Genomic DNA, 12,006 nt, shown 5'->3' with positions numbered 1-12,006 from the left:
TGACGGCCAGCGGATATCTCGTGTGCGGAAGTACATTCTGTAGGTCTGTTCATCGAGGCGTTCCATCTCGGCGGGCCGAGCGAGTCCCTCGGCGTCCTCGAGGAGCGACACGGAATCCTCGCGAACGAGGACGACGAGGCCTACGAAGGTGCCGTCGAGGAGGGCCTCGGGGTCCGCTGGGTCAGTGCAGTGCGGCCGTCTGCGGCGGAACCACCAGTGCGCGAAGAACTATGCGGATCGTGCGCGTACTCTCTCGGTGCCAGCGGGGCCCCACCCCGTGGCCGGCATTCGAGGTGTTCACCATGACAGTCATCGCCAGATTCGAAGTCATTCCCGTCCGCGACGGGAGTCTCTCCGACGAGATCGCACAAGCCATCGACGCGCTCGACGAGTTCGATATCGCGTACGAACTGACCGCGACCGATACGGTGATCGAGGCCGAGTCGGCCGACGAGGTATTCGAGGCCGTCCACGCGGCTCACAACGCCGTCGAAAGCGACCGCATCATCACCTCGCTCGAGATCGACGACTACCAGAGCCGCGAGCAGGACGCCGCGGATCGCGTCGAGTCCGTCGCGAGCGTGCTCGGCCGTGAACCGGAGCGCGACCGCTGACTACTGCCGGGCCGTGACCGGCCGCAGACCACGCCCAGCACGCTGGATCGCGGTCGCCCGACACTGCTGACCGGCCCGACTGTGCAGCGCTCGTTTCACCGCGGTGGGCGACGCGCGAGCAACAGTGCCAGGGCACGCAGGCGGCGGCTGCACCGGTTTCGGTCGCCGGCAGTGAGTCCCCCTCTCAGCGCTGGCTCCGACGAGTGAGCGCCGTGGCCGCGTGGTCACCACCGCGCGACGCCTGCGTCCCGGCCGCCGGCAGCGGGACCGCCGTCGCCGCTCGCGTGGGTCGTGCGGTCGGTTGGATGCCGCCTGTGTCGTCCGGTGTGCGCGCCCGCGCTCTCGAGGCGGCTCTGCGAGCGCGGGCGCCGGTCGCGTGGCTACAGACGAACCGCGCCCCGATGGGGGCGTCTCGAGGCGCTCCGGTCTGGCCACGCACGAGACGTGCTGGGTGACGACCGGCCATGATCGAGGCAACATTTACCTGTGCCCGACGACTGAGTGCTCCTATGGAACGTGATGACCCACGGCCTGATTCCACCGACGCAGTCCCGGCAGCGCCGCCCGCGGACGAGGTGCCGACCGATCTCCCGATCGCACTCGGCGATCTGTTCCAGCTCCTCGCGACTGACCGGACGCGGCAGCTGTTGTATTTCCTGACCGCTCGCGGGGGCACGGTGTTCGTCGAAGAGCTCGAGGCCGCTTTCGACGACGAGGCCATGATCGGGTTCCACCACGTCCAGTTCCCACGGCTGATCGATTTCCACATCATCGACTACGATCGCGAGGCGGGGGCGATCACCCTCACGCCGATCGGTGACGACCTCCGCCCGGTCCTCGAGCTCGTCAGGGAGATGGACGATCCCGCGATCGCCGCGGTCCCGAACCGGGCCGAGCGGTAGGTGGCTCGCGGCGCCGACGGACCGGTCGCATTCATAGAATTCGAATCCCGCTACTTCGCTACACGCTCGCTGCCCATCCCTAGAGGCGGTGGTCCACGTTCGGGTGGTCGACGTTCGTTACGCCGCTCGCTCGAGCGAGCGGGCCGTGTCCGATTGAATCCACGCATCCGGATTTCGCTGGTCGTAGACGAACGTCTCGTCCTCGGCGAGACTGAGCGTCGCATACCGGTCGGGGACTGCGGGTAACGGTTCGCGTTGTGGCTGCTTCCGTGCCCGCTGCGTTCTCGATCGCTCGTCAGTAGCCTGTTCCGTTTCCGTCTGCTTCGAAGGCGTCTCATCCGATCCCATCTGTCTTTGCGGTGTGTTCTACCGTGCATGTCACTGACTACCATGTGGTATTAAGTCTTCCCTTTATCTGGATATAGTTGTATTAGGTCATACTAGCGGTGCGTGCCGACGGAGACACCGCGGGAACCGTGAAGGCCACGGGACAATTGGCTGGAGTATCCGGCCGGCCTCTCCCGGTCACGTCCAGTACCCGTCCGGTTCGCTCCGCCGTGAACGCGGTCTCGGTAGTAGTCATATCGGTTGCTCGAGGGGCTGATACGGGATCCGCTGCCTGTCAGCTAGTCGCATTGTGGCCGGTGGATCGGTCGCGGACGAACGGACCCTCGCCTTTCGCGGTGTCACTGGCGCCTGGTCAACTGCGAGTCCGTTCGCGACCCTGGGAGAGACGCAGCTCGCTACCGGGCGATCGGAGCGGAACCACTCACTGGACGACGCGAGTGAGAGCTGCTCTGCACCGATTTCTTCGCTCGCCTCCCTCAGCGGGATGGAATACTATAAAATAACACACGGGCGAGGACCACGATTTGAATCCGGACGGGAGCGCGTTTCTACGGCCCTTCGGCCTGGGTATTCGCAGTTCACGAACCTCGCTTACGCGAGGTCCGGTACTGAGCCTTCTCACTCGACCACCGTAGTGGCCGAGTTGCGGGCCGCGTTGGTCTCCTCGGGGGTGTCGACCTCGTTTCCCTGTTACGGGATCTTCGGTTATACCCCTCACTCGATTCCCCCCGTCCCGTACGGACGGTCGAATCGAGTCGTCCGGTGAATCCTCGTGGCTCCGCCCACAGTGTGTCATACGTTACCGTGTGACATAAGAGTTTCGCATACTGCCGCCGCTTCTACGTATCGTCCGCTTCCGCTCGAAGGGGGCGATCCGCTACTCCACGTGCGGATATCGCGATCCCGGCTCTCCAGTTCCAGGAGTGGAAGTAAAGTACGGCCAGGAAATGGCTGTCAGAGGCACCTCCCACCGCATCGTCTCCGATTTTGCGGGCGAATAAAGTACTTTGGGTGGATTTCAGAAGGGTTTCTACTTACTCTCGGAAGGAAGCGACGTGATATCGGCCGCCGGTACCGATCAGCGTCTGTGAACCGAGCGCGTCGGGTATCCAAGAGTCACCCCCCAAGGTGACTCCCGCTCTCAGCGAGCGCGGCGTGAGGCGCGGGAGCGGCTGCCGGACGCACCGTTCTCCCGCGGCGTGATAGACACGCGTAGATCGGTTGGCCGTCAGTGGCGATATATCTATTGGCGATAGCCACTTCGCGAGGAAGAGAACGCCCGGTTTCGCGTTCCGTCTCTTCGTATTCACCGCGAGTTTCGCGCGTTCGGCCCGCGCCGTACAGCGTGCACTCCCGCTCTCGAGCGGCGGCATTCGATCGGTTCGGCACCACGCTCGAGTAGGAGGGCGACGGCCGCGGACTCACCGGCGATAGCGGACCGCACTCGGCAGCGCCGCTCGCCCGCGACTGACTCCGAACGCGGGGCGATCGGACGCGCCACTCGAGCCCGGACCCGGACGGGGTTCGGCGGCGGTCGTCCGTGGACAGCCGTCGTCCACGGTCGACGACGCGCGACCGTCGCTCGCGGTACTGCCGAGGACTGCTCGAGGCGGTGGACCCGCGACTACCGAACCCAACGAACAACCGCTCGCGGCGGGTGGATCAGCGTCGTTCGTGCGAGCTGCGGGCTCTCTCTCGCGAAGAAACTCGATAGCAATCGTCCACGGTCGTCCGCGGACTTGGCGTCCTCCCGCGACCGAAGCCGCGGAATTCCACCGGTGGGAGTCAGGCCGAGTCTGCGTCCACGGCGGCAACTTTCCCCACGGTGGGGGCACTCTGGTCTGTGCGGACCTCTTTGGTATTTGTCCGACAGACCGTCGGGGCGGGTATGGTCGGCCGCCAGTCGTGCTCCTCAGGGGAGAGTGGTACATACACACTCGTAGTTCCGCTGGAACCGCTTGCTCCCAGTGGGTGATCGCGAAGGGGTTTTCTCACAATACGTCTCTGCCGAGTACGGAGCGCAGCGAGCGCCACGCATGCCCAGTACAGACCAGGGCGATACGTTCTTTGCTGGCACGCCACTATCAGGGACAATCGCGAGCGTATGAGTAAGTACGACGACCTCTTCGCCGAGACGGCGCCCGCCAACAGCGTCTTCGCCAACAAACGCGCGCTGGACCCACTCGCCGACCCCGCCGAGATCGCCGCCCGCGACAGCCAAGAACGCGCCCTCGCCACGCTCATCAACGGCGTCCATGACGGCTATCTGCCGCCGACGGTCTCGATCTACGGGCCGCCCGGCACGGGGAAGACCCTGACGACGCGGCGGATCTGCCGGGAGTTCGCCGCCCGCCATGACGACGTTGCAGTGGAGTACGTCAACCTCAAGGAGTGTCGGACGCTGTTCAGCGCGGCTAACGAAATCCTGTTCGCGCTGACCGGCGCCAAGAAGGGCGCCTACGAGGGGTTGGATGGGGTCTTTACGGGCATTTGGACGGCCCTTGAGGCCTACCCCGAGTGGACCGTGCTGGTGCTCGACGAGATCGACCACGTCCAGCACGACACGAACTACGATCCCAGCGACTTTTTCTACCGGCTGCTTCGGGGTGAGGGCCGGCTGTCCCGCGGGATCGAGCTCTCGGTCTGGCTCATCAGCAACGAGCTCCTCGAGGTCGATCTGCGGTTGGATAGCCGCGTCGAGAGCGCGATGAGCGACGAACAGGTCTTCTTCCCGCCCTATGACAGCGATGCGTTGGCGGCAGTCCTCGCCCCCCGCCTCGAGCGCGCGTTCCGCGACGGCGTGCTCCCGGCAGACGTACGCGACTACGGCGTGCGAGAGGCCGCCCGGCGGTGGGGTGACGCCCGGAAGGCACTGACACTGTTCCGCCAGGCCGGTGAGACGGCGACCGACCGGGGCCTCGAGACCGTGACCGACGCCTGCATCGACGCCAACCTTGAGACGACCGAGCGCGAGGCGACCATCGACAAGCTGCTCGACCTGCCGGAAAACCACTTTCTGGTGTTGACGGGCGTGACGGGTTGGTCCCGCGGCACCGAGATCAAACAACCCGTGACGACGGCCGAGATCCACGAGGTCGTCCAGGACGACGCGCTGCCCGCCGACCTGCGCCTCGGGGAGCGGGCAATCCGCGACGTCATCACCGATCTTGAGACGATGGGTCTCGTCGAGACCTGGATCGACGCCCGCGGGGCTGAGGGCCGTGTCAAGCAGATCGAGACGACGTTCGATCCGCGATGGGTCCGCGACGTGATCGAGCCATACGTCACGGAGTCGACATACTTGGCTACATTGGAGACAGACTGACCGACGGTGATCAGCCCCTGTGTAACACCTATTTTGCTGCGACCCATACCGCAATGCGACACGCAACCGGTCGCATACGATCATGACGCCATCAGAACGCGCGCGGCGGACACGGCTTTGGGAACGCTACGTGCTCCGGGGGGAGCCCCACGAGGAGGTTGTTTCGGAGGTCGCAGCCGAATTCGATGTCGACGAAAAGACGATTCGCGAGGATCTGACGTCGATTTCCCACTGGCTGCCACGGCTGGACGAGTTTCGGGATATGAGCGGTGTTGCTTTACTCATGGAACTGCGAGCAAACCGCCAACAACTCCACCAACTCGCGGACCAGGCGCGTGATGCCGAAGATATCACCCAAGAACGGAAGATTCGCGAGGAGATCAACCGGGCGGTCAACTTCGAGCGACAACTGCTCGATTCAGATCTCAAAACGGGGCTCACCACTGGTGGGAAAACTGTCGGTGAAATGATGGACGACCGGTGAGTGGTCGAATCGGGGCGTCGGAACAAATTGATACCACCCCTGTAGTGGCCGCTCAGGAGCACGTCCCCAAGGGTCTCCATCCGTGACACCGCCGTTGAACACCCAGACAGCAGAAGTGAGGGGGTACCACCAGTGAACCAGCCCAGCCGTGACGCTGGACGGCAGTGACAGGACACGCTACCCACTCGTGCAGGCTACGACAGGCGGTGACACTGCTGACGAGACGGCAACCGTGCGGAGCGAGGACGACGCGGATCGGCCCACAGTCACCGTGCCCCCGGCTGCTATAGGAGCCCGCCGTAACAGCACTGCCGACCGCGCTGAGACGAGCACCGCGTCAGCGACCGCCACCAATACCGTCTCGGGTTCGACACCATTGCTGTGCTGTCCGCCGTGGCACTGACCACCGGGAGGAGCTCCACTCGGTCCCAGTAGGGACCGGTTCGAGACGCTGCACACTGGCTGGCCGCGTCCGCCCATCAACGGTGGCAACAGGCAGTGCTGGCCTTCTACATGCTCTGGGACTCGGGACCGGCCGAGCAAGAATTACCACGTCAATACAACTATGCCCGCCGAGAGCCTCGTTGAGGAGACCGGTAGCCACTTCTATCACGAACTGCTCAACCTGCCCGTCGGAGACAGAGACCGCTTCGACGCAGATGAGATGCCCGACGTCGCGGTCGTAGCTGGGGGACGTCACATCCGACAGCTCTCCTGCCTCTCCGTAACTGCCTATTTTATGCGAGGAGACTGTAGCTCCAGGTGATGAGTATCAGTGACACACATCATGTTGGCGTCGTTGTCACGGACCTGGACGAGGCCCTCGAGTTCTATTGCGAGACGCTCGGTCTCGAGGTTGTGGACGAGTTCACGCTCGCCGGCGAGGGGATCGCGACGGCGATCGATGTCGACGACGCGACCGGCCACTTCGCCCACCTGACGGCCGGGACCGACGGGACGCGCATCGAACTCATCGAATACGAGCCGGCCGGTGACGACATCCACCCGACGGCGATCAACCAGCACGGGGCCGTCCACATCGGGTTCGCAGTGGCAGATCTCCAGGCCTTCTGCGAGGCGCTGCCCGCAGACGCCGACCCCATCAGCCAGCCCCAACGGATCGAGCTCGGTCCCGAGATCCTGTTCTTCCGCGATCCCGACGGGAACGTCATCGAAGTCGTCGAAACCGAGGGATGACTCGGGCGCAACCGACGCCTTAGCGCCGGCCCACCAGTCCGGCTGCCACGGCCTCACCACGGTGCGCCGATTCGCTGCCAGGCAATCCAGTGGCGCTCGATCGAGACGCGCCCCGACGCATCACCGCCGGCCCACCTCGGAGCAGGCCTACGGCGGACGCGTTCGTGGCGTCGCACACGGAGTGAGAGAGGGGACGACCTCGCGGCTCAAACCCGACCTGACGGCAGTGTGGATGTGTAAGCCACCGCGTGATCACTGGTGCAACTCCGGGAAGACCCAGTCTCCATCCGTCGCTCTCCATCGGGTGGTATGGTCCAGTAATATTATAATAGGGCATCCCCTGAGAAGACAGTATATGATAGAGACTCCCACACAAGTCAGTGAAGAACATCCGGTTTCGAAGACGATTCTCTCGCACGAACGGCGGCGATTCGCGTTGTACTGTCTCGAACGGTATCAAACGCCGATGGCACTGGCCGATCTAGCTGCCGAAGTCGCACGATTGGAACACGATACCGAGTCCCGTCACCACCTGCCACGGAACGAGGAACACGAGGTCTATCTCGATCTCTATCATTCTCATCTCCCGCGGATGGAAGACGCGAACCTCCTCGTGTATTCTCACGACGACGACACCGTGTCGCTCACCTATGACCTCTCGGACTTACGACTGCAGGAGTTCCTCTGAAGCCTCCGGGTCCCCGAGAGGGGGTACTCGAAGCCGGCTTGATAGGCACGACTCGTACCTTCTCTCGGTCTCTACTCACGTCTTTTATTTTCTATTATACAGTACAAGGATAGATAAAGTATTCAGAGCGGTCACTGAGAATTATTAGTAGTGGTAGTATATCAGGAGAGGAACTATGGCAACGATCGCTGAGTTCCGCATTCCAGCCAGTGATACCGCACTCGGCGCTACCTTTCACGCAGTTCCCTCACTCGTCTGTGAGATCGAGCCAGTGATTGCCGCCGATGAGTTTGGGATGTGGATGAGCGGTGCGGACCGCGCAGCACTGAACGCCGCCCTGAGAGAGGACAGGACCGTCAGAGACCATTCGCTCATTACGAGTGACGAAGCGCGGAGGTTGTACACCATCCACTTTTCAAACGAAATCGCAGAGAACTTTTCTCTGGTTGCTGAAGAAGGCGGTACGATGCTCGCGGCGTCAGCGCGAGCTGGCATGTGGACGATCCGACTGCGGTTTCCGGCCCGTGAGAACGCCAGTCGTGTCTATGAGCGACTGGCAGCGCGTGATATTCAGATTGAGATTACGCAAATCCGATCACTCACAACGACCACTGCCGATGACCTCGGGCTGTCACCTGCGCAGTATGAAGCGCTCACTGCTGCGCTCACCTATGGCTACTTCGAGATCCCGCGGGAGATCTCGTTAGAAGAACTCGCAGCGAAACTGGACATCTCACATCAAGCACTCTCCGAACGGTTTCGTCGCGCCTATCGGACCCTTGTCGCCTCGTCGCTCGAGTTCGATGCACGATGCGACTTCACTGGGACAAAACCGAGCGAGTAGGCGCCTCTTTTGCGGCGACCGATCGCTGGTACCCACAGCCGTCTCGGTCGCCTGGCCGCTCGAGTGGCGTCCGTTGGGTCCGCTCCCGCGGTGGCTGGCGCTGGTCGCAGCGAGCCCCCCGTACACGAGTCGCCCGCACTACGTGGCGGGCGACCAGCCCCGCGTCGTCGGTGGACCGGTCACCCTGCGACGGTCGGACCCGCCCGCCACCGGCGCGGATCGGTCTCCCGGCGTCCTCGCCAGCCGCCACCGCTTCGATCGCTGCCCCGCCCGGTTCCCCACTGCTCAATCGGGCGGGGCGCGACCGCTGGCTTCGCCCCGGCGGGTCGTGATCGGCGACCCCAGACGCACACGAGCTGTCGTCGAGCAACGGCGGCCAGGCTGGGGGATGGCTCACAGGGACGGGCGCTCAGTCCCCGCGGCCGGGTCCTTCCCCGTTCGGGGGCGCGAGCCGCGTATACAGCTCGTGGGTCTGCTCGAGTTCGGCGATCGCGTCGTTCAGGCTGAGGGGGTCGGGGAGTTGCTCGTCTACTTCCTGAATCGTCGCGAGGAGCTCCCGCAGTTGCGCAGCGGTGATCTCGGTCGCGCGGTGTTCGTCAGCCACTACCACGGTATTCGCTGGCGATGATCATAAATATTGGTGGCTGCTGGTGTCTCGTGCCAGGCGTCGCGGGCGACCGTCCGGGGGTAAGCTCCCCCCTGGTGGCGGCGGGACACGGTGTCACAGGCGCCAGTCACGGAGACGTGGTGGTGGCGGTCGCCAGTTCTGGCCCGCCCGCGAGAGCCGCGCTCTGGCCTAGAGCGCGTCACGCCGGCCCGGTGCCCGCCACGGACAGGGGCGGGCGCCCACTGGGTTGCAGTGCTACTGTCCTGCCCTCTGCATTCGGAGCCACCCTATGACGAGAGACGGTCAAAGCCCCCGTGAGAACGATGAGCACGGACGTTCAGTGTTCAGCGTGCGGCCCCGGTATCCCAGCATTCGAAGCGCGAGCGCCGGTTCCGATCGGGAGGGACGACGGCCCCTCCTGCGGGTGGACGGACTTTGCGGTCAGCAAGCGCGACGAAGCAGCTCGCGGAGTCAGGACCGAACCAACACCACGCTCGTCACGGCCGCCACCCCACGGGGAACGCCGTCGAGACGGCTCGTCGTCTTCCGCTCGAAGGGGTCGATCCGCTCGCGTGTGTACAGAGCAATCCCACCGCTCTATCCAAGCGTCGACGGAAAGGTACGTCGGAAATGGGTGTAAGAGGCACCTCCCACCGCATTAGTTCCGATTTGGCGAGCAACTAAAGACCTTCGGGTGATTTTCATCAGGATTTCTGAGTACTCTTGGAAAGCGGAGACATGATAGCGACCGCTGTACTGAGCAGCGACTACGGCTCCGAACATATCGGTGTGATACTGATCTGATTCCCTCATACATTCCTATATAACAAACAATCTGAAATCCGAGAAGCCGCGAAACAAAAATTTATAATTAGCCAACACAAGGCTCTGGTGTGAGCGACCCAACGTATGTGGGTGACATTCTTTTAATCGAGGATAATCCAGGGGACGTTCGACTCACACACGAGATGTTTACGGAAGCCGGCATGTATGGGACGCACTACGTTGCGAACGACGGTGACGACGCCGTAGATTTCCTCCATCGACGGGGCGACTATGGCGATGCACCTCGACCGAACCTGATCTTACTTGATTGGTACTTCCCGAACACGAGCGGGAGAACGGTGCTGCAAGCGATCAAGCGTGACGCGTCTCTGCAACACATTCCCGTCGTTGTGCTCACAGGGGTCCTGTCAGAGTTCCATGACCTGCAATCGGAACAGCCGGGGGCCGATGCGTACGTCCTGAAACCGATCGAGCCAGCCGACCTCCGCCGGATTGTGGACGAATTCTCTCTCGGGCAGGAACTCGTCTGATCAGCCCGAGTGATCGCCTGGCTCATCATGGAAGGGACAGTGGCTGAGGTCTCCCATCCTGCTGCTGTGAGCGGCTACGTCGCGCAGTCCGAATTGCAGATTTCCGGCTATGACGACTGACTAGGACGCCACTCTCTCGGTCTCTCTCCGGTTCTATCGGGGATTGGATATTAGTTTAAATTCGAGCTGCTGCACTAACACGGGACCAGCCGAGAACGCCGCTGATCAGCACCGCCGTCCGCGAACCTAACGCTGGTCCTTCTATCAGCTATCGGTAGTGTTGGTAGAGCCGTGCTGAATACACAGCGGGGCTGGAGCACGCGATTCCGCTCGATTTGCGAAGGTGGTGAGCGTTCAGTCAGGGCAGCTATTGAGCCCCCAATTAGGAGACTGTCACCGGAGAAGGGGTGTTCTTCGCTCACGGTCGGAGCATAAACTGCGACCGCTGACTTCGCTCGTGATGAGGTCTGGTGCCGACTTCGACTTGGTCACAACACTGACATACACCGATTCCCTGTACGTTCGTCAGTTGGGTATTGCATTCTGGGCAGTGGCTCGGGGGTGGTGCAGCCGAATCAGGGGCGTACGGGAACAGCTCAAGGTCGTCCGTTCTGAGGGCTGCAATCGCGTCCATTACTCCGTGGTGATCGTCACCCCGGGAGTGTGGGAAGACGTTCGCCAATCGCTCTCCAACGTATACAGCAAGACCCATCATCGGAGTCCGGAGCGTGGTCTGTGTTTCGTTCGTAAAGGCGGACGTGGTAGTCCGAACGCTGAACGGCGGTTGGATGCTGCCCCCGTGTTCACTGGCCCACATTTCCATCTGTGCAAACGCAGCGATCGCGTCGCTGTAGGGGGGGTGGTCTGTGAGCGAGATTGCCGCTGGCCACGCGTGTATCACCAGGTTGTCGATCTGGTCCGCAGCGTCGAGCCGGTGTAGCGCGTCGATTTTGGTGTCGATTGGCTCAACCAGTCCGTCCGGACGGACGTACACCTCTACGGTCAGTTCGTTGGTATGAATGTTCATGGGGCTCCCACGAAGGGGAAGTAAGAGGCTTACAGTCCGTGGCTAGATAACGATTGGTTCGGTGTAAAATGAGTATCTCTGACAATCAACGATCCGGTTTGCGTATTTAGTTCGCATCTGTAGTGAGCGGCTGGTCCACCAGTGTCAGCGCGAAATAACCGCTGTCGTCGTGCTAAACTTATCCTCCGTAGTCCACTGAGGCGTGTCTCGACGCCAATCTCGAGGCGACCGAGCGCGAAGCGACCATCGACAAGCTGCTCGATCTGCCGGAAAACCACTACCTCATCCTCGCCGGCATCACGGGCTGGATGCGGGGCGGAGAGATCAAACAGCCCGTGACGACGGCCGACGTCCATCAGCACTTACAGCGGGACGACTATCCCGCCGCACTGCAACTCGGCGAGCGCGCCATCCGCGATGTCGTCACCGATCTCGAGACGATGGGGCTCGTCGACACCTGGCTCGACGCCCGCGGCTGCGACGGCCGGTCACACAGATCGAACCGGCATTCGGCCCCCAGTAGGTCCGCGACGCGATCGAGCCGTACGTCGCTGAATCGGCTGCGTTCGGCCCCGCACTCGATTCATCAGGCAACGAAACCCGCACGATTGCTGGGTTCTGGGCTATAATCGCCGTGATTTTGCTGCTTCGACG

General features: G+C 62.6%; 12 protein-coding genes. 9 read left to right on the top strand and 3 right to left on the bottom strand.

Annotated elements, in window-relative coordinates:
- Positions 1–302 precede the first annotated feature (302 nt).
- Entirely contained in the window at positions 303–614 is a 312-nt protein-coding gene (locus HTUR_RS06195) for a thiamine-binding protein (RefSeq protein WP_012942453.1), read from the top strand.
- Between the two features lie 509 nt (positions 615–1,123).
- On the top strand, positions 1,124–1,516 hold the full coding sequence (locus HTUR_RS06190; RefSeq protein WP_012942452.1) for a hypothetical protein: 393 nt from the start codon (positions 1,124–1,126) through the stop codon (positions 1,514–1,516).
- A gap of 117 nt (positions 1,517–1,633) precedes the next feature.
- Here HTUR_RS06190 and HTUR_RS06185 read toward each other — a convergent pair whose 3' ends face one another.
- On the bottom strand, positions 1,634–1,864 hold the full coding sequence (locus HTUR_RS06185; RefSeq protein ID WP_012942451.1) for a DUF7331 family protein: 231 nt from the start codon (positions 1,862–1,864) through the stop codon (positions 1,634–1,636).
- 2,104 nt (positions 1,865–3,968) lie between these two features.
- On the opposite strand from HTUR_RS06185, the gene HTUR_RS06180 reads away from it, so the two are divergent.
- From HTUR_RS06180 to HTUR_RS06155, 5 genes are all read left to right on the top strand, one after another.
- Positions 3,969–5,189 (top strand): Cdc6/Cdc18 family protein, encoded by a 1,221-nt coding sequence (locus tag HTUR_RS06180; RefSeq protein ID WP_012942450.1) that lies wholly within the window; start codon positions 3,969–3,971, stop codon positions 5,187–5,189.
- Positions 5,190–5,271: 82 nt separating this feature from the next.
- Positions 5,272–5,673, top strand: a complete 402-nt coding sequence (locus tag HTUR_RS06175; RefSeq protein WP_012942449.1) for a hypothetical protein — start codon at positions 5,272–5,274, stop codon at positions 5,671–5,673.
- 765 nt (positions 5,674–6,438) lie between these two features.
- Complete coding sequence (locus tag HTUR_RS06165) at positions 6,439–6,870, top strand: VOC family protein (RefSeq protein ID WP_012942447.1); 432 nt, start codon at positions 6,439–6,441, stop codon at positions 6,868–6,870.
- A gap of 232 nt (positions 6,871–7,102) precedes the next feature.
- Entirely contained in the window at positions 7,103–7,558 is a 456-nt protein-coding gene (locus tag HTUR_RS28785) for a DUF7344 domain-containing protein (RefSeq protein WP_449271833.1), read from the top strand.
- Positions 7,559–7,733: 175 nt separating this feature from the next.
- Positions 7,734–8,402 carry a helix-turn-helix domain-containing protein gene (locus HTUR_RS06155; RefSeq protein WP_012942445.1) on the top strand — a complete coding sequence of 223 codons (669 nt, stop codon included), beginning with the start codon at positions 7,734–7,736 and terminating at the stop codon, positions 8,400–8,402.
- Positions 8,403–8,811: 409 nt separating this feature from the next.
- Here the strand turns inward: HTUR_RS06155 and HTUR_RS06150 are convergent, their stop codons facing one another.
- Complete coding sequence (locus HTUR_RS06150; RefSeq protein ID WP_049941632.1) at positions 8,812–9,006, bottom strand: hypothetical protein; 195 nt, start codon at positions 9,004–9,006, stop codon at positions 8,812–8,814.
- 896 nt (positions 9,007–9,902) lie between these two features.
- Here HTUR_RS06150 and HTUR_RS06145 point away from each other — a divergent pair.
- Positions 9,903–10,325, top strand: a complete 423-nt coding sequence (locus HTUR_RS06145; RefSeq protein ID WP_012942443.1) for a response regulator — start codon at positions 9,903–9,905, stop codon at positions 10,323–10,325.
- 418 nt (positions 10,326–10,743) lie between these two features.
- Here the strand turns inward: HTUR_RS06145 and HTUR_RS06140 are convergent, their stop codons facing one another.
- On the bottom strand, positions 10,744–11,352 hold the full coding sequence (locus HTUR_RS06140; protein ID WP_012942442.1) for an HTH domain-containing protein: 609 nt from the start codon (positions 11,350–11,352) through the stop codon (positions 10,744–10,746).
- Between the two features lie 335 nt (positions 11,353–11,687).
- Here HTUR_RS06140 and HTUR_RS27270 point away from each other — a divergent pair, with 335 nt between their 5' ends.
- A complete protein-coding gene (locus HTUR_RS27270; RefSeq protein ID WP_187291473.1) occupies positions 11,688–11,981 on the top strand; it encodes a hypothetical protein in 294 nt (97 codons plus the stop codon).
- Positions 11,982–12,006 lie beyond the last annotated feature (25 nt).

Source organism: Haloterrigena turkmenica DSM 5511, from assembly GCF_000025325.1.
GTDB lineage: Archaea > Halobacteriota > Halobacteria > Halobacteriales > Natrialbaceae > Haloterrigena > Haloterrigena turkmenica.
Note: the sequence above shows the minus strand (reverse complement) of the source record. Positions and strands in the feature narration are given on the sequence as shown.